The sequence below is a fragment of the Ruegeria sp. CRTD044 genome (assembly GCF_059613485.1).
This window is the reverse complement of sequence record NZ_JBXWSP010000004.1, coordinates 764861-790441: the sequence shown is the minus strand read 5'-3', so window position 1 is coordinate 790441 and position 25581 is coordinate 764861. Positions and strand designations below refer to the sequence as shown.

Here is a 25581-nt window from a genome sequence, read left to right as displayed (position 1 = left end):
GCTAGGGCCAGTGCCCGGGAAGGTCCAGCCTCAGCCCTTGTCCTTCCAGCGGACCATCTGACGCATGATCCCGTGCAGCATCTGCACATCCGCCCGCGTCATGCGCATGCGCGACCACAGGTTGCGCAGGTTCACCTTCATCCCTTCGGCCTTTTCCGGCGGGTAGAAGAACCCGGCCTCGTCCAGCCGCTGCTCGTAATGCTCGACCAGTTTTTCGACCTCGATGCCCGTGGCCCAGTCGCCTTTGCCCAGATCGGTGGCCTCGTGCACCACGTCGCCGGTCTGGCGCATCCACTCATAGGCGGTCAGCAACACGCACTGCCCTAGGTTCAGCGAGGCATATTCGGGGTTCACCGGCACCGAGATGATCGCATTGGCCTTGGCGATGTCTTCATTCTCCAACCCGGCCCGCTCAGGCCCGAACAGCACGGCCACCTTTTCGCCCGCCGCCACCTTTTGGGCTGCGATCTGCATGGCGCGCTCGGGGCTGTAGACGGGTTTGGTCAGGCCGCGCTGACGGGCGGTGGTGGCAAAGACGTATGTGCGGTCGCCCAACGCGCCGGCCAGATCGTCGAACAGCTGCGCCTCATCCAGCAGCCGCCCGGCACCGCTCGACATGGCCACAGCCTTGGGGTTGGGCCAGCCGTCGCGCGGGGCGACGATGCGCATCCGGTCCAGACCGAAATTCCACATCGCCCGCGCCGCGGCACCGATGTTTTCGCCCATCTGTGGGCGGACAAGCACGAATGATGGCTGGGGTCTGTCGCTGGGCATTCTGATCTCCGAAAGTTGCGCCTGCCATACTGCCGCCGCTGGCACAGGGCAAGCCCGGCCGCCCTGCCCGATTGCAAATCGCGCGGTCAGCGGGCAATAAAGTTTGCTTCGCCGCCGCAATCGGCTAAACCGCGCCAAAGACCAACCGCGAAGGATCCGCCAATGGACACCCCCGAGCAGCCTCAGATCTATCTGATCACCCCGCCGACCATCGACCCGGCCACCTTCCCTGACCGGCTGGCCCGCGTTCTGGACGGGACCGAGATCGCCTGCATCCGGCTGGCGCTGGCCGGCAGTGACGAGGACGCCATCGCCCGCGCGGCCGACGCCTGCCGCGAGGTGGCCCATGCGCGCGACGTGGCGCTGGTGATCTCGAACCATGTCCTGCTGGCGCAACGGCTGGGGCTGGACGGGGTGCATCTGGACGATGCAGCCCGCTCGGTCCGGGCCGCGCGCAAAGAGCTGGGCGCGGATGCCATCGTCGGCAGCTTCTGCGGGACCTCGCGCCATGACGGGATGACCGCGGGCGAAGCCGGCGCTGACTATGTGGCCTTCGGACCCGTGGGGGACGTCTCGTTGGGCAAAGGGAGCCGTGCCGAGCATGATCTGTTCCAATGGTGGTCCGAGATGATCGAGGTTCCGGTTGTCGCCGAAGGCGGCCTGACACCGGAACTGGTTGCCGAACTGGCTGAATGCACCGACTTCTTCGGTATCGGAGACGAGATCTGGACGGCAGAGGACCCGCTAAGCGCGCTGAACACGCTGATCGCGCCGGTGAAAACCGGCGGTTAGGACATAACCGCCCAGTATAGCCCCAAGCCCGCCAACAACAGCGAAGCCACCGTGGAAATACGGCCGCGCAGTCTGGGCGAATCCGGCAAGAGCACGGTCAGGGTGGTCAGGATCAGGATCGCGACACCGCTCAGCGCCAACAGGATGCCAGCGGCAAAACCCAGCACCGCCGGCGCGACATGGTGCGGCGGCACACCCAAGCGCGACGATGTTTCTGACAGGGTCAGGCCAAGGACCGCACCGGTCGCCAAAAGGAACAGCACTCGCCAGAGCCCCAACCGGTCGGTGACGAGGTTCCCAAGCGCCAACAAGGCGATGGCCGCCGGCACGACCGGCCACGGCAGGAACGGCCTCGCACTCAACACGTCGAACATCCCAAGCGGCAGCGTCACCAGAACGGCCAGCCCAAGCGCGGCAAGCTGAACAAGGACCGGGCGCAGCTTCAGTGACAAGAAAACCAGAGCCGAGGCCAGCGCCAGAAGCTGTGCCCCCGCTCCCGCAACATGCAACAGCCCGGCCCGGAAAAAAGCCTCGGCCGCTTGCTGGGCACCCAGCCCGGCCCCGCCTGCCAAGGGAATGCGAGGACTGACCTCGCCGCCGCTCAGAAACCCGGTATAGGGCGCCTCGACCCCTTGCTGGCGCAGAACCACGGGGCCGATCCCTTCGGGCCAGGTCAGGCGCAGGCTGCTTGCATCAGGCGGCAGAGGACCGGCCAACAGCACTCGGGAAATCCGCGGCACGTCAGGATTGCCGACCACCGGAATACTTGCGCCTTCATAGGACAACGCAACCGGCCCGTTCACGTCGATCTGCAAGGATTGCTTCCAATTCGTCACAAAATCGTGGACGTGTTCCTCAAGCTCGGAAGAGACCAGACGGCGCAACTGCGCGTATTGCGCGCTCCCGCCGTCGCCGCCCTTCGCGACCTCTTGCGGATCGACCCCGGACAGAACGGCCTCGGCGTTCAGAGCGATTTCGACCAGAAGCCGACCGTCCCGAACCTGAAAGTCAACGATTGTTCGTCCGCTCTGTTGCGCCCATGCTGGCATTGCCAAAAAAATACATGCCAGCAATGGCGCAATGATCCAGGCGCGAAACCGCAGGAAGGTCAGCAAACGGATATTGAGACCCATCCGAAAATATCCAAAAGAACCAAAAAACACTGTGTCCGAGTGTTTCGTCCTTCCAAACAATTGGCAAGCCAAATCGCCGACGTGGACCCAGCCCGCGCAGCTTCCGGCTTGCGCGCGCCCTGCGCCTGCGGCATGACGAGGAAATGACTCAGAACAGCGACATCCTGTGTATCGGATCCGTCCTGTGGGACGTGATCGGACGATCCGCCAGCCACATGCGGCAAGGGTCGGACGTGCCCGGCCGCATCACGCGCCTGCCCGGTGGCGTGGCGATGAACATCGCCATGACGCTTGTGCGCTTTGGCATGACCCCGACCCTGCTGACCGCAATCGGCAGCGACCCCGAAGGCGACGAGCTGGTTCATGCCTGCAAGCGGCTGGGCATGGACACGACACATGTCTACCGCTCGCAGGACCTGCCCACCGACCGTTACATGGCGGTCGAAGGCGCAAACGGCCTGATTGCTGCCATCGCCGATGCCCATTCGCTCGAGGCCGCCGGCGCCAAGATCCTGCGCCCGCTGATCCATGGCCCGCTGGGGTATGAAAACACCCCGTTCGAAGGGCAGATCGCGCTGGACGGCAACCTGACGCTGGACCTTCTGGAAGAAATCGCCGTCAGCCCGGCCTTCGCCCGTGCCGACCTGCGCGTGGCCCCGGCCTCGCCCGGCAAGGCCGAACGGCTGTCGCCCTTCCTCAAGCACGGCCGGGCCACGCTGTACGTGAACCTCGAAGAAGCCGGGCTGCTGTGCCAGCGCGAGTTCGCCGATTCCGAATCCGCCGCCCGTGCGCTGCTGGAGCGGGGCGCGCTGCGCGCGCTGGTGACCGACGGGGGCAACTCGGCCACCGTGGCCAGTGCCCAGGCGGTGATCACCCAGAAACCCCCGTCGGTTCTGGTCACGCGCGTGACCGGTGCGGGCGACACGTTCATGGCGGCCCATATCGCCGCCGAAGCCAATGGCGCCAGCATTGACGAGGCGCTGACCCGCGCCTTGCATGCCGCCGCAACCTATGTATCCGGAGAGACCCCCCTGTGATCGACATCCAGTATTCCGCCGAAGTCCGCGCGGCCAAGGACGACGGAACCCCCATCGTTGCCTTGGAAAGCACCATCATCACCCACGGCATGCCCTACCCGCAGAACATCGAGGTGGCGGCCCAGGTCGAGCAGGACATCCGCGACGCGGGCGCCGTTCCGGCCACGATCGCGGTGATAGACGGTCGGCTGCACGTAGGGCTGGAACCCGATCAGCTGAAGGATCTGGGACAGGCGCAGGGCGTGGCCAAGATTTCGCGCGCGGATATGGCAGCCTGCATCGCTTCGGGCGGGACCGGGGCCACCACCGTTGCCGCCACGATGATCGCCGCCCATTTCGCGGGGATCCAGGTCTTTGCCACCGGCGGCATCGGCGGGGTGCATCGCGGCGCGGAAACCAGCTTTGACATCTCGGCCGACCTGCACGAACTGGCGCAGACGCCGGTCACGGTCGTGGCTGCCGGGGCCAAGGCCATCCTCGATCTGGCCAAAACGCTCGAAGTGCTTGAGACACTGGGCGTGCCGGTCATCGCCCATGGGCAGGATGAATTCCCAGCCTTCTGGTCGGCCAAGTCGCCCTTTGCCGCGCCCCTGCGGATGGACACAGCCGAGCAGATCGCCAAGGCCCATGCGACGCGCCGCGCTCTGGGTCTGCCGGGCGGGCAGCTGGTGGCCAACCCGATCCCGCTGGCCGATCAGATCCCGTCCGAGGAACTTGACCCGATCATCGCCTCGGCCCAGCAGGACGCCGAAGCGCATCGCATTACCGGCAAGGCCGTCACGCCCTATCTTCTGCAGCGCATCTACGAGCGGACCGAGGGCCGATCCCTGATCGCCAACATCGCCCTGGTGCGCAACAATGCGCGCCTTGCGGCTGGCATAGCCAAGGCATTGAAGGCTCAGGCTGACTAAGCGTCAAACGGACCTATTGTACCAAGGCGCCGGACTGATTAACTAGTCCGGCAAACCGCTCGGAACCGCGATGAACACACCGTTTGATGAAGAACCCCACCGCCGCCCCGGCCTGCTGTCGCGGCTACGCGCGTCGTTTCTGACGGGTATCGTCGTCATCGCACCGGTCTGGCTGACGCTGTGGCTGATCCTGTCGGTAGTCGGCTGGATCGACAGCGCGGTCCTGCCCCTGATCCCGCACCAGTTCCGGCCCGAACAATATGTGGGTATCAACCTGCGCGGCGTGGGCGTCCTGTTCTTCCTGATCTTCACGGTTCTGGTCGGCTGGATCGCCAAAGGTATCCTGGGCCGGTCACTGATCCATTTTGCCGAAAGCCTGGTCAACCGGATGCCCGTCGTCCGGTCGATCTATTCCGGGATCAAGCAGATCTCGGAAACCGTCTTTGCCCAGACCGAGCGGTCGTTCGAGAAGGCCTGCCTGGTGCAGTATCCTCGCCGCGGCATCTGGGCCATCGGCTTTGTCTCGACCGAGGCCAAAGGCGAGATCAACAAACGCGCCGAAACCGGCGGCGGTCTGCTGAGCGTGTTCATCCCAACCACGCCGAACCCGACTTCGGGTTTTCTGCTGTTCTTCCCCGAGGAAGACGTAATCCTGCTGGACATGTCGATCGAGGATGCCGCCAAGCTAGTGATCTCGGCCGGGCTGGTCTATCCGAACCAGAAAGACCCAACCCAGCCGCCCGAGTGATCAGCCGAACATCGCGGGCAAATCAACGGTGCTGCGCACTCCCAGATCGGGCTTGTGATCGGCCAGAAACCGGTCGGCCGCGGCCCGTCCGGCCTGTTTCAGGCTGTGCAGAACCACCGGGTTGGGCACCGTCTTGGTCGCCACCGACAGGCTGTTCATCAGGGCGTCATCGGCAATCATGTGCACGAAGACCCGGCTCATCTCGCCCGCCTGCAGTTTGCCATCGGCCAGCAGGCGCTGCACGAAGTTGATCGCCCGCAACTCGCGCAGAAGGGACGAATTGAAGCTGATCTCGTTGATCCGATTCTGAATCTGCTGCGGGGTCTTGGGAACCTCGTCGCGCTCCAGCGGATTGATGTTCACGATCACCACATCTTCGGGCAGGCCCGCGTTGAACAGCGGAAACAGCGCCGGGTTGCCGGTATAGCCGCCATCCCAATAGGCTTCGGTCCGGTCGGTTTCGGGCTCGTGGATTTCAACCGCCTGAAACAGGTTCGGCAGGCAGGCCGAGGCGAGGATCGCGTCAGTCGTCACCTCATCGCCCGTGAACACCCGGATCTTGCCGCTGCGCACGCAGGTGGCGCAGACGAACAGGCGCGGCCCCTGATCGGCGCAGACCTCGCCAAAATCAAACGCCTCGACCACCGGGGCCAGCGGATTGCGGTAGAACGGCCCATAGGCATAGGGCGACACCATCCGCGACCAGGTATCGGCTACCGAGAACGGCAAGGAATACTCCATCGCCTGCGCGATCTGGGCGGGTTCCATCCCGGCCAGCCAGTTGGCGATGCGCATGTCGCCCACCGCGCCCATCCTCTCCCACAGGGCGTTCAGCGTCTCGCGCGCGCCATCACGACCGGCATGGACCATGCCGGCCTTGAACGCAGCCCCGTTCAGCGCCCCGGCCGAGGTCCCGGTGATCGCCGCAACTTCGATGTCTTCTTCGTCCAGCAGACGGTCCAGCACGCCCCAGGTAAAGGCGCCATGCGCGCCGCCGCCCTGCAGGGCAAGATTGATGCGCTTTACCATGTCCGCCGGCCCTGGTGCGTGCCGCGGATCACAGCGCGGTCCAGCCGCCGTCGACCGAGATCGTGGTGCCGGTGATCTGGGCCGCCGCGTCCGAGCACAGGAACACAGTGGTTCCACCCAGTTGTTCGACGGTCGCGAACTCTTTCGAGGGTTGCCGTTCGAGCATGACGTTCTTGATCACGTCCTCGCGGCTCATGTTGTATTCCTTCATCGTGTCCGGGATCTGCGCCTCGACCAGCGGCGTCAACACATAGCCCGGACAGATGGCGTTGCATGTGATCGGCTCCTGCGCGGTTTCCAGCGCAACGGTCTTAGTCATGCCGACGACCCCGTGCTTGGCCGCCACATAGGCCGCCTTGTACGGCGACGCCGTCAGCCCATGCGCCGAGGCGATGTTGACGATCCGCCCCCACCCGGCCTTGCGCATCATCGGCAGCGCCGCCGCCATAGTGTGGAAGGCCGAGTTCATGTTGATGGCGATGATCGCGTCCCATTTTTCGACCGGAAACTGGTCGATCGGTGCCACGTGCTGAATGCCTGCGTTGTTGACCAGGATATCGCAGGCTCCGGCCTGTTCGATCAACGCCCGGCATTCCTCGCCCTTGGACATGTCGGCCTTGATGTAGCGCGCGTTGGTTCCGGTTTCCTTGCCGATCTCGGCCGCAAGCGCGTGATCTTCATCGCGGTCGGTGAACGAGTTCAGAACCACATCGGCCCCCGCCTTGGCCAATTCGCGCGCAATGCCCAACCCGATGCCCGAGTTCGATCCGGTGATGATTGCTGTTTTTCCCGACAGGTTCATTTGGGGTCTCCCACAGACTCATGATTTGGAGACACAGTGCCATGCTGCACCTGCAAAATAAACGGGGAAAGACCCGGTTGCGGATACGGTCGATTTATAGGCTGGAATCCCGGAGCTCGAGGCAGAAAAAAACGCCCGCACGAAGCGGGCGTTAAGTTATTGAGGCAGGTTTCATACAGGCAAGAAACCTATCGAGCAGTGGAACCTTTATAAGCAATTCCGCGCCGTCATCCAAGCTAAAAGTTTGATAATAAGAAAAATCATCGGTACGGTGAATCCCAACAAAATAAGGCCAGAGCAGGATTGTTTCCAAAATGAGCCCCGATATTCTCCGTCCCATCCGCCCGCTGATCGCGGGAATCGCTGCCTCGGTTGTCGCCACGTTAGCGCAAGCAGAATCGACCCATGGCATAGCTATGTATGGAGACCCGGCCCTACCACCGGATTTTGTGTCGCTGCCTTACGCCAACCCCGACGCGCCCAAGGGCGGCAAGGTCGTGTTCGGCAACACCGGCGGCTATAACAGTCTCAACCCGTTTGTGCAAAAAGGCACCGCCCCGTGGCAGCTAAGATTTTGGACGCACGAGGGGTTGATGGGCCGTTCCTGGGACGAACCTTTCACTCTTTACGGGCTTTTGGCCGAATCAATCGACACCGCGCCGGACCGATCCTGGGTCGAATTCACCCTGCGCGAGAATGCCCGATTCTCTGACGGATCGCCGGTCACGGTTGACGATGTGATCTGGTCCTACGAGACCCTCGGAACGCAGGGGCATCTGCGCTATCGCGGTCTGTGGTCCAAGATCGACAGCATTCAGCAGACCGGACCACGCTCGGTCCGGATCATCTTCAACGAGCCAGACCGCGAGCTCGCCCTGATCGCTGGCCTGCGGCCGATCCTCAAGAAGGCCCAATGGGAGGGAAAGGATTTCGCCGAGGCAGCGCTGCAAGATGTCCCGATCGGCACCGGCCCCTATGTCATCGATGACTACGAGGCCGGGCGTTTCGTGAACCTCAAACGCAATCCGGATTATTGGGGCAACGATGTGCCGTTCCGCCGGGGCACCATGAATTTCGACGAGATGCGGTTGGAGTTCTACGGCGACCAGACGGTGCTGTTCGAGGCCTTCAAGGCCGGCGCGCTGTCGGCCGTCCGCGAGTTCAACGCCGACAAATGGGCCACGCAATACGATTTCCCGGCCGTTCAGCGCGGCGATGTCATCAAAACCGAGATCCCGCACAAAAAGCCCTCGGGCATGACAGGTCTGGTCATGAACACGCGCAAAGCGCCTTTTGACGATTGGCGCGTGCGCGAGGCACTGACCCTTGCGTTCAACTTTGAATTCATCAACGGCACGATCACAGGCGGGGCTCAGCCTCGGATCACCTCGTATTTCTCGGGGTCTGAACTGGCGATGCAGCCCGGCCCGGCAACCGGTCGGGTGGCTGAGATGCTGCAGCCCTACGCGGCTGATCTGCCGCCGGGAACTCTGGAAGGGTATGTTCTGCCCGAGGGCGACGACTCGGTTCGCAACCGAAAGGACATCCGCAAGGCCGCTGATCTGCTGGAGCAAGCCGGATGGACAATCCAGGACGGCGTGCTGAAGAACGCAGCGGGAGAGCCGCTCAAGATAACCCTCGTCATCAGTCAGGGAAGCTTGAATGTGGTTCAGAACGTGGATGCGATCGCCGAGATGTATGCCCGCGCGCTGGAACGGCTGGGGATCGAGCTGACCGTCGATAAGGTGGATGACGCACAATACACCCAGCGGGTGTCCGAGCTGGATTTCGACATGACCCCGTTCCGCCGCGCGCTGTCGCTGTCGCCGGGCAACGAGCAACGCCTCTACTGGGGCAGCGAAGGCGCGGATGCTCCGGGGACACGCAACCTGATGGGGGTCACCTCTCCGGCAGTGGATGGGCTGATCGATGCGATGCTGGCCTCGGAAAGCCGTGAGGATTTCGTGGCCGCCACCCGCGCGCTGGATAGGGTCTTGACCGCCGGACGGTATGTCATTCCGATCTGGAGCTTTGACGTTGGCCGCATCGCCCATGTGAAGGAAATGAAGCATCCTCAGATCCTGCCAATCTATGGTGACGGACCGCAGTTCATGCCCGACGTCTGGTGGTACGAGGAGTAGCAGGCAACCGGCAGGGGCTTGTGCCCCTGCCCATTTCAAGAGATGCACTTCACGGATCGGACGCCGCGCGGGCGTCGGCAATTTTCGGCACATGTGACCAAACACCAAAGGGCGATCGAACCATCCCGCTGCCCGCTATTTCTAGAGCACCTGACTACTTGTTGCGGGTGGAGCGCTTGTCACCACGACATCTCGCAATCCAAGTGACGATCGACGCAACGGACACCCGCACCGAAAAAAGATTTCTTAGATAGATCAAAGCCCTGTATTCCACGCAGTCCAGAGTGCGAGAATTTGAACGATCGCCAAAACCGACAGGGAGTGGGAAAACGAGCCGAGCACGGCGTGAAAAACCGCTTTGATTTTCCAGCGCCCTGACCTGCGACATTTTGTCATGTCTTCGCGCGGGCTGCGCGCTCCGTACGCTGGTCTGGGGAAGAGCAGTCCTGAAACCCGAACCACGGAAGGCTCGCAGATGTTGAACTGGACTGATTTGACACAAGACTGGAGCGCGTCCTACGCACGTGCCAAGCGCCGTTTTCCGAACCTGCGCGATCAGGATATGGCGCGCGTGAGGACGGACAGGAAACGCTTTGAGGCCTATCTGGCCGAGCGGCACCACCTGACGGTGAACGAGGCCCATGAAGAGGTCGAGGATTTCCTTTACACCGAAGGCCTGAACCGCGAGCTAGCCCGGCGTTAGGCCAGCGACGTGACCCACAGGATGGTCGCGTCCTCATCGCTTACCGAGATCACGTTGTGCCCCATGCTGCCGTCGTAGTAGGCGCTGTCGCCCCGACGCATCTCAACCGGTTCATAAAATTCGGTGTACAGGCGGATCACGCCGGTCAGCACATACAGGAATTCTTCGCCATCGTGACGCACCCAGCCGTCGAACTCGTCCATTGACCGGGCGCGCACACGGGCCCGATAGGGCAGCATCTGCTTCTTGGTCAGCGTTTCGGCCAGCAACTCGTGCTCGTAGGTCGTGGTGGCGTGCGCGGTGCCTTCACCCATCCTGGTCACTGCCATGCGACCGATCACTTGATCCCGCTCGGGCGGGGTGAACAGTTGCGGTACAGAGATTTCGAGCCCGATCGCCAGCTTCTTGAGCGCATCATAGGTCGGCGACATTTGGCCATTCTCGATCTTGCTAAGCGTGGACCGGGCCAACCCGGCCTGGTTCGCCGCCTGCTCGAGGGTCCATTTCCGTGCCTTGCGCAGTTCACGCACGCGGGCACCCAGATCCACCGGCTCCAGCTCGGTGCGGGAACCGTTGTCGCGGGCGATGCGTACGATGGATTTGTGGTCTTTGCTCGTCATGCGTCATTCTATAGGGCCAGCGCCGCGCGCTTGCAACGCGAGACAAAGGGCAATAGCCAAGGCGCATGTTGTCGATCTTCGATCAGGGGCCGCCGCCGCCCTGCCCTACGCCATTCAACCTGGCCGCCCACGCGCTGCGCCGCGCCGATGCCACGCCCGACAAGGTGGCACTGTCCGTGCTGCGCGCCGACGGCTCGGACGACTGGACCTTTGCGCAGCTGAAATCCGCGGTTCTGAACACCGGAACCGGACTGCTGCGTGCGGGCCTTGTGCGCGGAGACATCGTGCTAATGCGCCTGGGCAATACGGTCGATTTTCCCATCGGCTATCTGGGCGCAATCGCAGTCGGGCTGGTCCCGGTGCCGACATCCTCGCAACTGACCGAGCCGGAAACGGAACGGATGATCCGGGATCTGTCCCCAGCCGCCATTCTGCGCGATCCGTCCGTGGCCTGTGCCGCGCATCCCCAGCAGATCGGCCTGACCGACCTTGCCGCCATGCGCGACCTGCCGCCCGCGTCGTTCGACATGGGCGATCCGGAACGCATGGCCTATATCGTCTACACCTCAGGCACCTCGGGCAAGCCACGCGCCGTGGCCCATGCGCATCGCGCGATCTGGGCGCGGCAGATGATGGTCGATGGCTGGTACGGCCTGCGCGAGGGCGACCGCCTGTGCCACGCGGGCGCGTTCAACTGGACCTACACGCTGGGCACCGGCCTGATGGACCCGTGGACCATCGGTGCCACCGCGCTGATCCCCGAACCCGGAACCGACCCGGCAGCCCTGCCCGGGTTGCTGCGCCGCCACCGCGCCTCGATCTTTGCGGCCGCCCCCGGTGTCTACCGCAAGATGCTGAATGCGGCGGACACGCTGTCCTTGCCCGATCTGCGCCACGGCCTGAGCGCCGGTGAGAAACTGTCGCGCGCCTTGCACGAACGCTGGGTTCAGGCCACAGGGACCGAGCTGTACGAGGCCTATGGAATGTCGGAATGTTCGACCTTCATCTCATCCAGCCCATCCCACCCCGCGCGCGGAGACTCTCTGGGCCAGCCGCAACCGGGGCGCCGCGTGGCGATCCTGGGGCCTGACGGGCCGGTTCCGCAGGGGCAGGAAGGCACCATCGCCATTCACCGCTCGGACCCGGGGCTGATGCTGACCTATCTCAACGCCCCGGACGAGGCCCGCGCGCGCATGCAGGGCGACTGGTTCCTGACCGGCGATCAGGGGGCGATGGCCGTGGATGGGCAGATCACCTATCTGGGACGCGACGACGACATGATGAACGCCGGCGGCTACCGGGTGTCCCCGGTCGAGGTCGAATCCGTCCTGTCGCGCTTTCCTGGAGTCGCTCAGGTGGGCGCGGCCGCGGTCGAGGTCAAACCGGACACCTTCGTGATCGCTGCCTTTTATTCCGGCCCGGAAAAACTGGACGAAACCGCCCTGCGCGCTTATGTCGAGGCCAACATGGCGCGCTACAAGCAACCCCGCGCCTTCATCCATCTTCCCGAACTGCCCACCGGGGGCAACGGAAAACTCTTGCGCCGCGCATTGCCGGCCTATTTCAAGGCACCCGAAGAATGACCCAGACCGTCAAGCTTGATATCCTGTCAGACCCGATCTGCCCGTGGTGCTATATCGGAAAGACCAACCTGGACAAGGCGCTGGCCTCGGTCCCGGATCATCCGTTCGTGATCGAATGGCATCCGTTCCAGCTGAACCCCGACATGCCCGAAGGCGGCATGGACCGGCGCGAATACCTGGAACGCAAATTCGGTGGCAAGGAGGGTGCGGTTCGCGCCTATGCGCCGGTGGTGGAGCATGCCGAAAAGGCCGGCCTGAACATCGATTTCGAGGCCATGAAACGCACCCCGAACACGCTGGACGCCCATCGCCTGATCCATTGGGCCGGGATCGAGGGCAAGCAGAACGAGGTGGTGGATGCGCTGTTCACTGCGTATTTCGTGCAGGGCCGCGACATCGGCGACCACGAGGTGCTGGCCGACATCGCCGACAGCGTGGGCATGGACGCCGCAGTTGTTCTGAAGCTGCTGAAATCCGACGCCGACCGGGACGACATTCGTCAGCGGGATACGCACTCGCGTGAAATGGGCGTAAACTCGGTCCCCACCTTCATCGTCGCCAACCAGCACGCGGTCCCTGGGGCGCAACCACCGGAATTGTGGGCGCAAGTGATCGGCGAAATAATGTCTCAGCTTGAGCCCTCCTCTGCAGAATAGCACAGAGTTCTGTGCGCGATTGCACCTAGCCCACCTTGCCCTGTCGTGTTAGCGCGTTGGAGCAAGGAGTCCCCGCATGGCTGACCGTATTTCCAAGGCCGAATTCATCGCGCTGATCGCGATGATGTTTGCCACCATCGCATTTTCGATTGATTCAATGCTGCCTGCCCTGCCCGAGATCGGCGCGCAGCTCAGCCCTGATGACGTGAACCGGGCGCAGTTGATCCTGACCAGCTTTGTTCTGGGAATGGGAATCGGCACGTTCTTCACCGGCCCGATCTCGGATGCGGTCGGACGCAGGCCGGTGATCTTTGCCGGAGCAGCCGTCTATATTCTGGCATCGGCCGTGGCCTGGGCCAGTTCGTCGCTCGAGTTGGTTCTGGCCGCCCGGGTGGTTCAGGGGCTGGGGGCCGCCGGGCCCCGCGTGGTCGCCATGGCGATCATCCGCGATCTGTTCTCGGGCCGGGAAATGGCGCGGATCGTGTCCATCGCGATGATGATCTTCACCCTGGTGCCCGCCATCGCGCCCATGGCCGGAGCCGCCGTGATTGCCTTCGCCGGTTGGCGCGGTGTGTTCATGTCGTTCATCCTGTTCGCGCTGGTGATCATTGTCTGGATGGGGTTCCGACTGCCGGAGTCGCTTGCGCCGGAAAACCGCCGCCCGTTCCGCCTGCCGCTGATGGTCGGTGCGGTGAAAGAGATGTTTGCCCACCCCACTGTGCGCCTGTCGATCTTTGTCCAGACCCTGTGCATGGGCATGCTGTTCACCATGCTGACCATGGTGCAGCCGATCTATGATGTGATCCACGACCGCGCCGACAGCTTCCCCTTCTGGTTCGGATTCGTGGCGCTGATGTCCGGCTCGGCCAGCTTGCTGAACGCGGCCGTCGTGGTGCGCGTGGGGATGCGCCGAATGGTGACCTGGGCGCTGGCCGGACAAATCCTGATCACCTCGTTGGTGATTGCCCTCAACATGTCGAACCTGTCGCCGCAGGCCTCGTTTGCGCTGTTCGTGTTCTGGCAAACCACGGTCTTTTTCATGGCCGGCGTTACCATGGGTAACCTGAACGCCATCGCGATGGAGCCGATGGGCCATATCGCCGGCATGGCGGCCTCGGTCATCGGGTCGATCTCGACCGTGCTGGCCGCCGCGGTCGCCGCGCCGGTGGGGCTGCTGTTCGACGGCACGCTGGGGCCGTTGACCATCGGCATCCTGACCATGTGCGTGCTGGCCTTCGGGCTGATGGTCCACATGGGCCGGATCGAAGACCGTGTTCCCGCCTGACCTGTGCAGCGCACCTGAACTGCGCTAGGCTCGCCCCAGTCAGGGAGAGTTCGGCATGAGCGACTATTTCGATCTGGGCACGCATAGCTGCCCCGTCACCACGTCCTCGGATCAGGCGCAGCTGTGGTTCGACCGGGGCCTTGTCTGGACCTACGGCTACAACCATGAAGAGGCGGTCGTGTGTTTCCAGCGCGCGCTGGAGCATGACCCCGACTGCGCCATGGCCCATTGGGGCGTGGCCTATGCCGCCGGGCCCAACTACAACCTGCCCTGGGATCTGCTGGACGACCGCGGTAAGGCCAAGGCCCTGAACTGCGCCTATGACGCAACCCAATGCGCACAGGCCCTGCTGGATCGCTGCACGCCGGTCGAACGCGAGCTGATCCGCGCCCTGCCTGCCCGCTATCCCCAGCGTGACCCGGCGCCCGACATGCACCGCTGGGACCACGACTTCGCCGACGCCATGCGCGCCGCCTTCGCGGCCCAGCCCGATCATCTGGACCTGCGCACCATCTATGTGGAGTCGCTGCTGAACCTGACCCCTTGGCAGATGTGGGACCTGAGGACAGGCCAGCCCGCCGAGGGCGCCGCCACGCTTGAGGCGCAGGAGGCCTTGGAATGGGCCATGGCCAACGATCCGGCGGCGATGTCGCATCCGGGCCTGCTGCACCTCTATGTGCATCTGATGGAGATGTCGCCCACGCCGGAAAAGGCGCTGAAGGCCGGTGATGTGCTGCGCACGCTGGTGCCGGATGCCGGGCATCTGGTGCACATGCCCACCCATATCGACGTGTTGTGCGGCCACTACCAGAACGTCGTGCACTGGAACGAACAGGCGGTCACCGCCGATCTGAAATACTACCGGCGCGAAGGCGCCTTCAACATCTATACCGGCTATCGCCAGCACAATTACCACTTCGTCATCTATGGCGCGCTGTTCTTGGGCCACTTGGAGCCCGCCCTGCGCGCGAACAAGGGCCTGTGGGACACCACGCCCGAGGAAATGCTGCGCATCGAAAGCCCGCCCATGGCGGATTACTTCGAAAGCTACATGGCCATGGGGCCGCATATCCTGATCCGCTTTGGCCGATGGGAAGAAGCCAAGGCCCTACCCCTGCCCCCGGATCCCGACCTGTATCTGACGGTGACGGCCACCACGCACTACGCCCGCGCCATCGCCCATGCCGCCACCGGCGACGTGGCCGAGGCCGAAGCTGAAGAGCAGTTGTTCCTGGTCGCCAAGGACCGCGTGCCGGAAACCCGTCTGCTGCACAACAACCGCGTGATCGACCTGCTGGAGATCGCGCGCGAAATGCTGCGGGGCGAGATCGAGTATCGCAAAGGCAATTTCGACACAGCCTTCGACCATCTCCGGCGCTCGGTCGAACTGGACGACAATCTGCCCTATGACGAGCCTTGGGGCTGGATGCAGCCCACCCGCCACGCGCAGGGGGCGTTGCTGTTCGAACAGGGCCACGTGGCCGAAGCCGAAGCCGTCTATCGCGAGGATCTGGGTCTGGGCGGCACCCTCAGCCGTGCCTCGATCCATCCCGACAATGTCTGGAGCCTCAAGGGCTTGCACGATTGCCTCAAGGCGCGCGGCGCGGTAGAGGAATTGCAGCTGATCCGACAACGACTGGACCTGGCCCTGGCGCGGGCCGACCGCAGCGTCGGCGCCTCGTGCTTCTGCGCCCAGGCCGCGATGAGAGCCGCTGAATGAAACTGTTGAACGCTGCGCTGATCGCGCTGTTCTGCGGGCCCGCCTGGGCCGACCGCCAGACCTTTCCGCCTGTGGACGAGGCCAGCCAGGACCCGACGCTGGAAGCCTTTCGCGCGGACCTGCGCGCCAAAGTCGCCGCCCGCGACCTCGAGGGCGTCATGGCCGCCACCTGCCCCGAGATCTATACCAGCCACGGTGATCCGGACGGCTCCGAGAAGTTCCGCGCCAACCTGACGATCGATCCCGAGACCCTGCCCGAGGCCGACCGCCGCCACGCCGCCACCATCCGCGAGGACTACTGGCGCGACCTCGAGACCACGCTGGCCCAGCCCGGTTACTTCGACGAGGATGGCGAATTCTGGATGCCGTATCAGTGGCGGCTTACCCTGCCGGCGAAGCTGGACCCGTTCACCGCCTATTTCGTGACCGGTCAGGATGTCACCCTGCGCCAGGCCCCAAACCGCGGCGCGCCCATTCTGGACCTGATCAGCCATGAAGTGGTGATCGTGCCGGACTATTTAGAAGAGGCCGAGTATCAGGGCGTCATCCTGACCGACGGAACGCGCGGCTATGTCTATTCCGACTTCCTATGGTCGATGGTCGGCTATCGCGCGGCCTTCGTGACATCGGACAGCGGCGACTGGCAGCTGTGTACCTTCGTGGCCGGGGACTAGGCCGCGCCCTCAGGCGCTGGCCTTCTTCTTTTTCTCGGCGGCCACCTTCTCGGCCAGATCGCGGGCAATGGCAAAGGCGCCCTTGATCTTGTCGCTGTCCTTCTTCCAGTCGCGCCGCACCACGATCTTGTTGTCCTTGACCTTGGCCAGCCCGCGCTGGTTCTGGATGAACTCGACCAGACCTTGCGGCGAGGCGAACTTGTCATTGTGGAACTGGATCGTCGCCCCCTTCGGTCCGCCGTCCAGCTTGGCGATGCCGGCGCGTTTGCACATGGCCTTGATCCGCACGACCAAGAGCAGCGTGTTCACCTCTTTCGGCAGCGGGCCGAACCGGTCGATCAACTCGGCGGCAAAGCCCTCAAGCTCGACCTTGGTCGACAGCGACGACAGGCGGCGGTAGAGGCCCAGCCGCACGTCCAGATCGGGCACATAGTCTTCGGGAATCAGCACCGGAACGCCCAGGTTGATCTGCGGCGCCCACTGGTCGTCGGCCTCGCTCAGCCCCTCCATCTCACCGGCCTTGATCTTGGCGATCGCCTCTTCCAGCATCGACTGGTAGAGTTCATAGCCCACGTCGCGCATCTGGCCCGACTGCTCCTCGCCCAGCAGGTTGCCCGCGCCGCGAATGTCCAGGTCCTGGCTGGCCAGCGTGAACCCGGCCCCCAGCGTATCGAGCGAGCCCAGAACCCGCAGCCGCTTTTCGGCGGCCGGCGTCAACCGCGCGCGCGGCTTGGTGGTCAGATAGGCGTAGGCGCGGGTCTTGGACCGCCCCACCCGGCCCCGGATCTGATAGAGCTGCGCCAGCCCGAACATGTCGGCCCGGTGAACGACCATCGTGTTCGCGGTGGGAATGTCCAAACCGCTTTCCACGATCGTGGTGGCCAGCAGGATGTCATACTTGCCGTCATAGAAGGCGTTCATCCGGTCGTCCAACTCGCCCGCGGCCATCTGGCCATGGGCCACCACATAGCTCAGTTCCGGCAGCTGATCTTTCAGGAATTCCTCAATCTCGGGCAGGTCCGAGATGCGCGGCACCACATAGAAACTCTGCCCGCCGCGATAGTGCTCGCGCAGCAGCGCCTCGCGGATGGTGACGGCGTCGAACTCGCTGACATAGGTGCGGATCGCCAAACGATCGACGGGCGGCGTGCCGATGATCGACAGGTCGCGCACGCCAGTCAGGCTCAGTTGCAGCGTGCGCGGGATCGGGGTGGCGGTCAGCGTCAGCACATGCACGTCGGAGCGCAGTTGCTTCAGCCGCTCTTTGTGGGCCACGCCGAAATGCTGCTCTTCGTCGATGATCAACAGCCCGAGGTTCTGGAACCGGATGCCCTTGGCCAACAGAGCATGGGTGCCGATCACGATGTCTACCGTGCCCTTTGCCAGCCCTTCGCGGGTCTGCTGCGCCTCTTTGGCCGAGACAAAACGCGACAATTGCCGGACTTCCAGCGGGAAGCCCCGGAACCGGTCCTTGAAGCTGGCGGCGTGCTGGCGCGCCAGCAGCGTTGTGGGCGCAATCACCGCCACCTGCAGGCCGGACATGGCCGCAACAAAGGCCGCGCGCATGGCGACCTCGGTCTTGCCAAACCCCACGTCGCCGCAGATCAGGCGATCCATCGGCGTGCCCGAGTGCAGGTCCTCCATTACGTCGGCGATGGCGCTCAGCTGGTCCTCGGTTTCCTGGTAAGGGAAGCGGGCACTGAACTCCTCCCACGCGTGGGGCGGCGGGTCCATGATCGGGGCCTTGCGCAAAGCGCGTTCGGCGGCGATGCGGATCAGCCGGTCGGCCATCTCGCGGATGCGTTCCTTGAGCTTGGCCTTCTTCGCCTGCCACGCGCCGCCACCCAGCTTGTCGAGCAAGCCTTCCTCGTGCCCGTATTTCGACAGCAGTTCGATGTTTTCGACCGGAAGGTACAGCTTGGCACCTTCGGCATATTCCAGCAGCAGGCATTCATGCGCGGCGCCAAGGGCGGTCACGACCTCCATGCCCATATAGCGGCCGATGCCGTGATCGACATGCACGACAAGATCACCGGGGCTGAGCGACTGGGTCTCGGTCAGGAAATTCTCGGCCTTGCGGCGTTTCTTGGGCTGGCGGATCAGCCGGTCGCCCAGCACGTCCTGTTCCGAAATCACCGTCATGTCGGGCGTCTCGAAGCCGTGCTCCAACGCCCAGACCGCCAGGTGCAGGCCGCGTTTGCCGATGCGTGAGCCGTCGGTCACAGGAATTGCCTCGGCCAGCCCCTCATCCTCGATCAACCCGGTCAGGCGTTCGCGCGCGCCCTCGGAATACGAGGCGACCAGCACCGGCCCCTTCTCCAGCTTGTTTTTGATGTGGCTGGCCAGCGCGCCGAACAGGCTGATGCTTTCCTGCTGACGCTCGGGGGCAAAGTTGCGCCCGATCCGCCCGCCCGCATCGATCACCCCCGGCCCGCTGGCCTGCGGCAGGGGGCTGAACTGCAGCACCCGACGCTGCGCCACTGCCTGGGTCCATGCCTCGTCGTCCAGATACAGCAGGCTCGGCGGCGTGGGCTTATAGACCGAATCCATGCGCGAGCGGTTCTCGAGCGCCAGGCGCCGGGTTTCATATTGATCGGCGATGCTGTCCCACCGCGCCAGACGCGCGGGCGTCACCTGATCGTCCAGCGTGATCGAAGCCCCCGGAAGGTAGTCGAACAACGTTTCCAGCTTTTCATGGAACAGGGGCAGCCAGTGTTCCATGCCCTGATGCTTGCGCCCGGCGCTGACCGCCTCGTACAGCGGATCATCCGTGCCGGCCGCACCGAATTCGATGCGATAGTTCTGACGGAACCGGGTGATGGCGGCCTCGTCCAGTATCACTTCGGAAACCGGGGCCAGTTCGACCAGGTCAAGCTTTTCGGTGGTGCGCTGTGTGGCTGGATCGAACCGGCGCGCGCCGTCCAGCACGTCACCAAAAAGGTCCAGCCGCACCGGCCCTGCCTCGCCCGGCGGGAAGATGTCGATGATCCCGCCGCGCACGGCATAGTCGCCAGGTTCCATCACCGTGGGACTTTGGCTGAACCCCATGCGCACCAGAAAATCACGCAGCGCGGCCTCGTCGATGCGCTGACCGACCCGTGCGGTGAACGCGGCCTGCCGCAGCACGTCGCGCGCCGGCACGCGCTGGGTGGCCGCGTTCAGCGTGGTCAGCAGAACAAAGCGCTCGGGCATCTGATGCACCAGCGCCGCCAGTGTCGCCACCCGCGCCGCAGCGATGTCGGGGTTGGGCGACACCCGGTCATAAGGCAGGCAATCCCAACCGGGGAACAGGATCACCGGCATGTCGGGCGCAAAGAAACGCAGCGCGGCACGCATCGCCTCGGCACGTTTGTCGTCGCGCGCCACATGCAGAACCGGCCCGCCCGAGCGGGCGACTTCGTTCAACACCAGCTGCGCGTCAAACCCCTCGGGGGCGCCGCCGACTGTCACGTGGTTCGGAGCCTTCATCACGCCGCCTTTCCGATTTTGCTATCCCAGAACGCCTATCGAAAGGTTCTGATACATGCCCCACATCGAAGTGACCAGTATCGCAAACATACCGATGACCTGCGTCGCCAGCCGGCACCGATGCAGCGCCTTGGACACAGCTTCAATCGACAACTCCTGCCGCCGCAGGTTCCGGGCCACCCGCAGGCTGTTTGCGCCGACAAGAACCATCGGGAACAACAGCAGGAATACGGCCTGGGCGAACTCGACCTGATAGTAAAACCCCAGCGTCGCCAGACCCGCAAACAGGAAACAGCACAGCGCCAAGATCACGACCCCCGAAACGTCAGCAATGTAGAGGATGCGATTGGTGTTGATCCGTACGATGTCTAGAAGGTCGATCTCGGCCTGCCCACCGACGCGGCGGGCGCGCACGACCAGATCATACGGAACCCCCATCACCCAATGGCTGGCTGTCGACCACAGCACCGCAAGCGCGATCCAATACCACAGATTCGAAAAGCTGCGCATATCGATGAGTTCGAAAATCGAGGAGTACCAGTCCAAACTCGGTCCTTTAATTCAAAATTCTCAGGCGGTTCTATCGCAACGGCGCGGCTATTGGTACCCTTGAGACCTGCGCAAATTCATGCCACCCAATGCGCGAATGTTCAAGGAGAACGCGCCATGAAACCGACAATCGCCCCCTACCCCCACGGCCGCTTTCGTCGCGCCCGCCAGTCCGAGGCGATCCGGGGTCTGGTGCGCGAGAACACACTGACCGTTGATGACCTGATCTGGCCTGTCTTCGTGCGCGACGGCGAGGGCATCGAAGAGCCCGTGCCCTCGATGCCCGGCGTGGTGCGCCGCTCGGTCGATCTGATCGCCAAGGCCGCAACCGAGGCGCAGGCGATGGGCATCCCGGCGATCTGCCTGTTTCCTTACACCGATCCCAGCCTCAAGACGCAGGATTGCGCCGAGGCGTGGAACCCCGACAACCTTTCGAACCGCGCCATCCGCGCGATCAAGCAGGCCGCGCCCGAAATCGCGGTGATGACCGACGTCGCGCTGGACCCCTACAACATCAACGGCCATGACGGATACGTGGTGGACGGCAAGATCGTGAATGACGAAACGGTCGAGGCGCTGGTTAAGATGACGCTGGCTCAGGCCGAGGCCGGAGCCGACATCATCGGCCCGTCCGACATGATGGACGGCCGGATCGGCGCGATGCGCCAGGCACTCGAGGCCGCCGGCCATCACGACGTCATGATCCTCAGCTATGCCGCGAAATATGCCAGCGCCTTCTACGGACCCTTTCGCGACGCGGTGGGGGCATCAGGCGCGCTGACCGGTGACAAGAAGACGTATCAGATGGACCCGGCCAACTCGAACGAGGCGTTGCGCCTGATCCAGCGTGACCTGACCGAGGGGGCCGACATGGTGATGATCAAGCCCGGTATGCCCTATCTGGACATCTGCCGGCGGGTCAAGGACACGTTCGGCGCACCCACCTATGCCTATCAGGTGTCGGGTGAATACGCGATGATCCAGGCCGCCGCGCAGAACGGATGGATCGACGGCGAAAAGGTGATGCTGGAAAGCCTGCTGGCCTTCAAACGTGCGGGCTGTGACGGCATCCTGACCTATTTCGCGCCGCAGGTCGCCCGGCTGTTGCAAGGCTAATCCTGCAGGACTCCGCGATTTTTCGCCGATCGGCCGGCCTTGGCCTGCCGGTTTTCCCGTGACACCCGAGGCGGCTCGGCGTATTCTTGCACACAAGACCGGGACCACCCGGCTTTTCAGGCACATAGACAGAGAAAAACAAACATGAGCAGTTCCAACACACCACGACTGAGCCGTCGCGGCTTTGCCTTTGGCATGGCCGGACTGACCCTGACCGCCGCCTGCGGCAACGGCGTCGGAAACTCGAACGCGGCAACGATCGATGCCCGCGTCGATGCCACGCTGACCGAGATGTATACCCGCTACCCGAACACCCAGGAAATCGCCAACAAGGCCAACGGGATGCTGGTCATGCCGCTGATCACCGAGGCGGGCTTCGTCTTTGGCGGTGGCTACGGAAAAGGCGCATTGCGCATCAATGGCGCCACGGTCGACTACTACTCGGCTGTCAAAGGCACTGCGGGGCTGCAGATTGGCGCCCAGCAATACGCCCATGTCCTATTCTTCATGACCGAGGACGCCCTGAACGATTTCCGCCGCTCAAGCGGATGGACCGCCGGCGCGGACATTGGATATGTCGTCAGCGACCAGGCGGACCAGTTGTCGACCGACCTGACCACCCTGCGCAAACCCGTGCTGGCGGCGGTCTTCGGTCAGGCTGGGCTGCAATTGGGCGCGACGGTCGAAGGCATCAAATACACGCGCATTATTCCCTGACCCCCTGCCCCCCCTCAAGAAAACTCCGTCACTGGCCAATGCCGTGGCGGAGTTTTTCGTTTCAGGCGCAGATTCCGCGGCGCGGCCTCTTTCGGTCGCCAGAGCCATGAATTAACCTTCGCCTGATCTGCAAATTCAAATGGTGCGCTGCTGATGGGTGTCGTCTTTCGCTGGTTGATGCGTATCGCCTCGGGTCTGGTCCTGCTGACCCTCGCGGCGATCGGTCTGGTGTATTTCCTGGCCAGCCAGTCGCTGCCTGACTACGACCAAACGCTGCAGGTCAAAGGCCTGAATGCACCGGTCGAGATCGTGCGCGACACTGCCAACGTGCCTCACATCCTGGGGCAGACCGACCCTGACGTGTTCTTCGGTCTGGGTTATGCACATGCCCAGGACCGGTTGTGGCAGATGACGGTCATGCGCCGGACCGTGCAGGGACGCCTGTCCGAGGTTTTTGGCCAGCGGACCGTGCATATCGACAAGCTCATGCGTCGGCTGGATCTATACGGGCTGGCGCATCAGTCCTTCGAGGTTCAGGACGATTACACAAAGGCCGCTCTTCGCGCCTATGCCGCCGGTGTCAATGCGCGGCTGGACGAAATCAACGAAAACGCCCTGGGCCGCGGCGCGCCCGAAATGTTTTTGTTCAACGCACCGGTTGCTCCCTGGCAACCGGGTGACAGCATAGCCATGATCAAGCTGATGGCGGTTCAGCTATCCGGGCATTTGCAGGACGAAGTGCTGCGGGCGCGCACCTCGTTGATGCTGAACGATCCGCAGCGGCTGTCAGATATTCTGCCGGACGTGCCTGGCGCGGGCATTGCAGCGCTGCCCGAATATGCGGCGCTGTTTCCCAACCTGCCCCGCTATGCCGCCAATTCGGAACCCGCGGCCTCATGGCTGAACCCGGTCCCGCAGCGCGGGTTGGCGGGTGCCTCGAATGCATGGTCTGCGGCTCCTTCGCGCTCGGCCACCGGTGGAACCCTGTTGGCCAACGATCCGCATCTGGGCCTGACTGCGCCGGGGATCTGGTATCTGGCAAGGCTTGAACTGGCCAAGGGCGGCGTGATCGGCGCCACCATCCCCGGCATTCCGGCGGTTATGTCCGGCCGTAGTGACCGGCTGGGATGGGGCCTGACCTCGTCCTATCTGGACGATCAGGACGTGCATATCGAAAGAGTGAATCCCGACAACCCCGAGGAATATCTGACGCCCGAAGGCTTCAAATCCTTCAAGTCGCGCCCTTCAATCATCGAGATCAAGGACGCCCCCCCAATCACCCTGACCCTGCGCTGGACCGAGAACGGCCCCGTCCTGCCAGGCACCCATTTCAACCTGGAAACCATCACACCGCCGGGGCATGTCGCCTCGCTGTCCTGGACGGCGCTCAGTCCGCGCGACACCTCGATCAGCGCGTCGATGGCGCTGATGAACGCGGATACCGTACGTGAAGCGATTGAAGCCGCCGAGCTGTTCATCGCGCCGTCGCAAAACCTTTCGGTGGTCGACAAGACGACCGTCGGCATGAAACTCATCGGCGCAATGCCCAGCCGCGACCTCAACAACCAAAGCCGTGGGCGCATCCCGACCCCGGGCTGGATCGCTGCCAACCGTTGGCAGGGCCGTCTGCCCTATTCCGACAACCCCGAATTCGTGGCTCCGGCCGGTGGCGTTCTGGGCAACACCAACAACAAGATCATAGACCGGCCCTTCCCCCTGCATGTGTCCTATGAATGGGGCGATACTCAGCGCGTCCACCGCTGGGAATTCCTGATGCAATCGCGCGAGGTGCACACCCGCGACAGCTTCATCGAAGCGCAACTGGACACGGTCAGCTTCACCGCACGGTCACTGCTGCCGTTGATCGGGGCCGACTTGTGGTTCACCGGCGAGGCCGCGCCCGAAGGCACCCCCGAACGCCAGCGCCAGATCGCCTTGACCCTGCTGGCCGAATGGAACGGCGAGATGAGCGAGCACCTGCCCGAGCCGCTGATCTATGCGGCCTGGGTCCGCGCGCTGCAAAAACGACTGATCGCCGATGACCTCGGGCCGCTGGCCAAGGAATTCAAGCATGTCGAGCCCTTGTTCATTGAACGCGTTTTTCGCGACATCGACGGGGCCTCAGCCTGGTGCGACGTCCGGCAGAGCGCACCGGTGGAAAGCTGCACCGACATGGCCCGGCTGGCCCTTGACGATGCACTGGTCTGGATTTCCGAGCGCTATGGCAGCCAACTGGAATCCCTGCGTTGGGGCGATGCCCACCAGGCCACCCATGATCACCCGGTGCTGGGCGAGGTTCCGGTGCTGCGCTATTTTGTTAACATCCGCCAATCGACCAGCGGCGGCGACAACACCCTACAGCGCGGACGCACCTCGGGCGAAGGGCCGGACCCGTTCCAGAACGTGCACGGCGCGGGCTATCGTGGGGTTTATGACTTTGCCGACCCCGACAGCTCGGTCTTCATCACGGCCACCGGGCAATCGGGCCACTTCCTGTCGCGCTACTATGACGATCAGGCGCAACTGTGGCGCCGGGGTGAGTACATTCCCATGTCGCTGGATCTAGATCTGGCGCGCGCCGCCGCCGTCGGGACCACCCGCCTGATGCCGCAATAGGCGGGGTTTCGGCGGACCCCCGCCCCTTTTTTGTCGCCCCGTGGACGTGGCCCCGTGGCTTGGCCTACCATTCCGGAGCGCCCGGACCGCAGCGCGAGGGGGAAGATCATGGCCAGTTTGCGCGATACCCTGAACAATCTAGCCCGCGACTATGCCATCGCCTGGAGCTCGGGTGACGCCAATGCCGTGGCCGACTTCTTTACGTCGGACGGGCAGATCACGATCAATCGCGGCGAGCCCATCGTCGGGCGGGCGGCCATCGCGGAAATGGCGCGCGGGTTTCATACCGACTTTCCCGATCTTGAAGTGCGCTGCGATATGCTGCGGTGGGCCGGTCCCCACGCCATTTTCGTCTGGACCCTGGAAGGGCACCATGCACAGACCGGCAATGCGGTGATCACGCGCGGCTGGGAGGAGTGGGAGCTGGACGCGGAGTACAAGATCCGGTCGTCGTTGTGCTGGTTCGATGCCGACGACCATCAGCGCCAGATCGACGGGGCCTGATCA

22 protein-coding genes are annotated in these 25581 nt (G+C 63.6%); 15 read left to right on the top strand and 7 right to left on the bottom strand.

The genetic code is table 11. The annotated features are described in order from the left end of the window. Nucleotides 1-30: 30 nt before the first annotated feature. On the bottom strand, nucleotides 31-774 hold the full coding sequence (locus AC2FNL_RS06890; RefSeq protein WP_093962212.1) for an RNA methyltransferase: 744 nt from the start codon (nucleotides 772-774) through the stop codon (nucleotides 31-33). A 162-nt stretch (nucleotides 775-936) separates the two neighbouring features. Between AC2FNL_RS06890 and AC2FNL_RS06885 the strand changes: the two genes are divergently transcribed. Then, complete coding sequence (locus AC2FNL_RS06885; RefSeq protein WP_496832920.1) at nucleotides 937-1566, top strand: thiamine phosphate synthase; 630 nt, start codon at nucleotides 937-939, stop codon at nucleotides 1564-1566. Here the strand turns inward: AC2FNL_RS06885 and AC2FNL_RS06880 are convergent. After that, nucleotides 1563-2615 carry a HupE/UreJ family protein gene (locus tag AC2FNL_RS06880; protein WP_496832919.1) on the bottom strand — a complete coding sequence of 351 codons (1053 nt, stop codon included), beginning with the start codon at nucleotides 2613-2615 and terminating at the stop codon, nucleotides 1563-1565. The two genes, AC2FNL_RS06885 and AC2FNL_RS06880, sit on opposite strands and share 4 nt — an antisense overlap. 227 nt (nucleotides 2616-2842) lie before the next feature. Between AC2FNL_RS06880 and AC2FNL_RS06875 the strand changes: the two genes are divergently transcribed. The 3 genes from AC2FNL_RS06875 (at nucleotide 2843) to AC2FNL_RS06865 (ending at nucleotide 5395) form a co-directional block, all read left to right on the top strand. Beyond that, entirely contained in the window at nucleotides 2843-3736 is an 894-nt protein-coding gene (locus tag AC2FNL_RS06875) for a PfkB family carbohydrate kinase (RefSeq protein WP_496832918.1), read from the top strand. Continuing rightward, complete coding sequence (locus tag AC2FNL_RS06870) at nucleotides 3733-4647, top strand: pseudouridine-5'-phosphate glycosidase (protein ID WP_170363365.1); 915 nt, start codon at nucleotides 3733-3735, stop codon at nucleotides 4645-4647. The genes AC2FNL_RS06875 and AC2FNL_RS06870 overlap by 4 nt, the downstream gene beginning before the upstream one ends. Nucleotides 4648-4717: 70 nt before the next feature. Next, entirely contained in the window at nucleotides 4718-5395 is a 678-nt protein-coding gene (locus tag AC2FNL_RS06865) for a DUF502 domain-containing protein (RefSeq protein ID WP_093962217.1), read from the top strand. Here AC2FNL_RS06865 and AC2FNL_RS06860 read toward each other — a convergent pair whose 3' ends face one another. Both AC2FNL_RS06860 and AC2FNL_RS06855 read right to left on the bottom strand, forming a co-directional pair. Next, nucleotides 5396-6424: a patatin-like phospholipase family protein gene (locus tag AC2FNL_RS06860; RefSeq protein ID WP_496832917.1), complete on the bottom strand. Its 1029-nt coding sequence runs from the start codon at nucleotides 6422-6424 to the stop codon at nucleotides 5396-5398. Between the two features lie 28 nt (nucleotides 6425-6452). Continuing rightward, a complete protein-coding gene (locus AC2FNL_RS06855; RefSeq protein ID WP_496832916.1) occupies nucleotides 6453-7226 on the bottom strand; it encodes a 3-hydroxybutyrate dehydrogenase in 774 nt (257 codons plus the stop codon). 314 nt (nucleotides 7227-7540) lie between these two features. Between AC2FNL_RS06855 and AC2FNL_RS06850 the strand changes: the two genes are divergently transcribed. Both AC2FNL_RS06850 and AC2FNL_RS06845 read left to right on the top strand, forming a co-directional pair. Next, entirely contained in the window at nucleotides 7541-9367 is a 1827-nt protein-coding gene (locus tag AC2FNL_RS06850; protein WP_496832915.1) for an extracellular solute-binding protein, read from the top strand. 475 nt (nucleotides 9368-9842) lie between these two features. Continuing rightward, the gene (locus AC2FNL_RS06845; protein WP_093962974.1) at nucleotides 9843-10070 is read left to right on the top strand and encodes a hypothetical protein; all 228 of its coding nucleotides are present in this window, start codon (nucleotides 9843-9845) and stop codon (nucleotides 10068-10070) included. Here AC2FNL_RS06845 and AC2FNL_RS06840 read toward each other — a convergent pair. Continuing rightward, on the bottom strand, nucleotides 10067-10690 hold the full coding sequence (locus AC2FNL_RS06840; protein ID WP_222456732.1) for a helix-turn-helix domain-containing protein: 624 nt from the start codon (nucleotides 10688-10690) through the stop codon (nucleotides 10067-10069). The genes AC2FNL_RS06845 and AC2FNL_RS06840 overlap by 4 nt on opposite strands. A gap of 65 nt (nucleotides 10691-10755) precedes the next feature. Here AC2FNL_RS06840 and AC2FNL_RS06835 point away from each other — a divergent pair, with 65 nt between their 5' ends. The 5 genes from AC2FNL_RS06835 to AC2FNL_RS06815 all read left to right on the top strand — a co-directional run bounded on the left by AC2FNL_RS06835 (nucleotide 10756) and on the right by AC2FNL_RS06815 (nucleotide 16608). Beyond that, the gene (locus tag AC2FNL_RS06835) at nucleotides 10756-12273 is read left to right on the top strand and encodes a class I adenylate-forming enzyme family protein (protein WP_496832914.1); all 1518 of its coding nucleotides are present in this window, start codon (nucleotides 10756-10758) and stop codon (nucleotides 12271-12273) included. Then, nucleotides 12270-12929: a DsbA family oxidoreductase gene (locus AC2FNL_RS06830; RefSeq protein ID WP_496832913.1), complete on the top strand. Its 660-nt coding sequence runs from the start codon at nucleotides 12270-12272 to the stop codon at nucleotides 12927-12929. Before AC2FNL_RS06835 ends, AC2FNL_RS06830 begins: the two co-directional genes overlap by 4 nt. A gap of 76 nt (nucleotides 12930-13005) precedes the next feature. Next, the gene (locus AC2FNL_RS06825) at nucleotides 13006-14214 is read left to right on the top strand and encodes a multidrug effflux MFS transporter (protein ID WP_496832912.1); all 1209 of its coding nucleotides are present in this window, start codon (nucleotides 13006-13008) and stop codon (nucleotides 14212-14214) included. A 55-nt stretch (nucleotides 14215-14269) separates the two neighbouring features. Beyond that, nucleotides 14270-15934 (top strand): hypothetical protein, encoded by a 1665-nt coding sequence (locus AC2FNL_RS06820; protein ID WP_496832911.1) that lies wholly within the window; start codon nucleotides 14270-14272, stop codon nucleotides 15932-15934. Then, nucleotides 15931-16608: an SH3 domain-containing protein gene (locus AC2FNL_RS06815; RefSeq protein ID WP_496832910.1), complete on the top strand. Its 678-nt coding sequence runs from the start codon at nucleotides 15931-15933 to the stop codon at nucleotides 16606-16608. Before AC2FNL_RS06820 ends, AC2FNL_RS06815 begins: the two co-directional genes overlap by 4 nt. 9 nt (nucleotides 16609-16617) lie before the next feature. Here the strand turns inward: AC2FNL_RS06815 and mfd are convergent, their stop codons facing one another. Together mfd and AC2FNL_RS06805 are read right to left on the bottom strand one after the other, a co-directional pair. Continuing rightward, entirely contained in the window at nucleotides 16618-20076 is a 3459-nt protein-coding gene (gene mfd / locus AC2FNL_RS06810; RefSeq protein WP_496832909.1) for a transcription-repair coupling factor, read from the bottom strand. 21 nt (nucleotides 20077-20097) lie between these two features. After that, complete coding sequence (locus AC2FNL_RS06805; protein WP_496832908.1) at nucleotides 20098-20622, bottom strand: component of SufBCD complex; 525 nt, start codon at nucleotides 20620-20622, stop codon at nucleotides 20098-20100. Between the two features lie 120 nt (nucleotides 20623-20742). Here AC2FNL_RS06805 and hemB point away from each other — a divergent pair, with 120 nt between their 5' ends. The 4 genes from hemB (at nucleotide 20743) to AC2FNL_RS06785 (ending at nucleotide 25578) form a co-directional block, all read left to right on the top strand. Continuing rightward, nucleotides 20743-21741 carry a porphobilinogen synthase gene (gene hemB / locus AC2FNL_RS06800; RefSeq protein ID WP_496832907.1) on the top strand — a complete coding sequence of 333 codons (999 nt, stop codon included), beginning with the start codon at nucleotides 20743-20745 and terminating at the stop codon, nucleotides 21739-21741. Between the two features lie 144 nt (nucleotides 21742-21885). Next, nucleotides 21886-22458: a lipid-binding SYLF domain-containing protein gene (locus AC2FNL_RS06795; RefSeq protein WP_093962230.1), complete on the top strand. Its 573-nt coding sequence runs from the start codon at nucleotides 21886-21888 to the stop codon at nucleotides 22456-22458. A gap of 153 nt (nucleotides 22459-22611) precedes the next feature. After that, entirely contained in the window at nucleotides 22612-25074 is a 2463-nt protein-coding gene (locus AC2FNL_RS06790; RefSeq protein WP_496832906.1) for a penicillin acylase family protein, read from the top strand. A 108-nt stretch (nucleotides 25075-25182) separates the two neighbouring features. After that, the gene (locus tag AC2FNL_RS06785; RefSeq protein ID WP_170586895.1) at nucleotides 25183-25578 is read left to right on the top strand and encodes an SgcJ/EcaC family oxidoreductase; all 396 of its coding nucleotides are present in this window, start codon (nucleotides 25183-25185) and stop codon (nucleotides 25576-25578) included. Nucleotides 25579-25581 lie beyond the last annotated feature (3 nt).

What these genes read in the sequence shown, in the direction of transcription:
- AC2FNL_RS06890 (WP_093962212.1), bottom strand. Translation starts at nt 774, where the DNA reads ATGCCCAGCGACAGACCCCAGCCATCATTCGTGCTTGTCCGCCCACAG.
- AC2FNL_RS06885 (WP_496832920.1), top strand. Translation starts at nt 937, where the DNA reads ATGGACACCCCCGAGCAGCCTCAGATCTATCTGATCACCCCGCCGACC.
- AC2FNL_RS06880 (WP_496832919.1), bottom strand. Translation starts at nt 2,615, where the DNA reads ATGCCAGCATGGGCGCAACAGAGCGGACGAACAATCGTTGACTTTCAG.
- AC2FNL_RS06875 (WP_496832918.1), top strand. Translation starts at nt 2,843, where the DNA reads ATGACTCAGAACAGCGACATCCTGTGTATCGGATCCGTCCTGTGGGAC.
- AC2FNL_RS06865 (WP_093962217.1), top strand. Translation starts at nt 4,718, where the DNA reads ATGAACACACCGTTTGATGAAGAACCCCACCGCCGCCCCGGCCTGCTG.
- AC2FNL_RS06860 (WP_496832917.1), bottom strand. Translation starts at nt 6,424, where the DNA reads ATGGTAAAGCGCATCAATCTTGCCCTGCAGGGCGGCGGCGCGCATGGC.
- AC2FNL_RS06855 (WP_496832916.1), bottom strand. Translation starts at nt 7,226, where the DNA reads ATGAACCTGTCGGGAAAAACAGCAATCATCACCGGATCGAACTCGGGC.
- AC2FNL_RS06850 (WP_496832915.1), top strand. Translation starts at nt 7,541, where the DNA reads ATGAGCCCCGATATTCTCCGTCCCATCCGCCCGCTGATCGCGGGAATC.
- AC2FNL_RS06845 (WP_093962974.1), top strand. Translation starts at nt 9,843, where the DNA reads ATGTTGAACTGGACTGATTTGACACAAGACTGGAGCGCGTCCTACGCA.
- AC2FNL_RS06840 (WP_222456732.1), bottom strand. Translation starts at nt 10,690, where the DNA reads ATGACGAGCAAAGACCACAAATCCATCGTACGCATCGCCCGCGACAAC.
- AC2FNL_RS06835 (WP_496832914.1), top strand. Translation starts at nt 10,756, where the DNA reads ATGTTGTCGATCTTCGATCAGGGGCCGCCGCCGCCCTGCCCTACGCCA.
- AC2FNL_RS06830 (WP_496832913.1), top strand. Translation starts at nt 12,270, where the DNA reads ATGACCCAGACCGTCAAGCTTGATATCCTGTCAGACCCGATCTGCCCG.
- AC2FNL_RS06825 (WP_496832912.1), top strand. Translation starts at nt 13,006, where the DNA reads ATGGCTGACCGTATTTCCAAGGCCGAATTCATCGCGCTGATCGCGATG.
- AC2FNL_RS06820 (WP_496832911.1), top strand. Translation starts at nt 14,270, where the DNA reads ATGAGCGACTATTTCGATCTGGGCACGCATAGCTGCCCCGTCACCACG.
- AC2FNL_RS06815 (WP_496832910.1), top strand. Translation starts at nt 15,931, where the DNA reads ATGAAACTGTTGAACGCTGCGCTGATCGCGCTGTTCTGCGGGCCCGCC.
- mfd (WP_496832909.1), bottom strand. Translation starts at nt 20,076, where the DNA reads ATGAAGGCTCCGAACCACGTGACAGTCGGCGGCGCCCCCGAGGGGTTT.
- hemB (WP_496832907.1), top strand. Translation starts at nt 20,743, where the DNA reads ATGAAACCGACAATCGCCCCCTACCCCCACGGCCGCTTTCGTCGCGCC.
- AC2FNL_RS06795 (WP_093962230.1), top strand. Translation starts at nt 21,886, where the DNA reads ATGAGCAGTTCCAACACACCACGACTGAGCCGTCGCGGCTTTGCCTTT.
- AC2FNL_RS06790 (WP_496832906.1), top strand. Translation starts at nt 22,612, where the DNA reads ATGGGTGTCGTCTTTCGCTGGTTGATGCGTATCGCCTCGGGTCTGGTC.
- AC2FNL_RS06785 (WP_170586895.1), top strand. Translation starts at nt 25,183, where the DNA reads ATGGCCAGTTTGCGCGATACCCTGAACAATCTAGCCCGCGACTATGCC.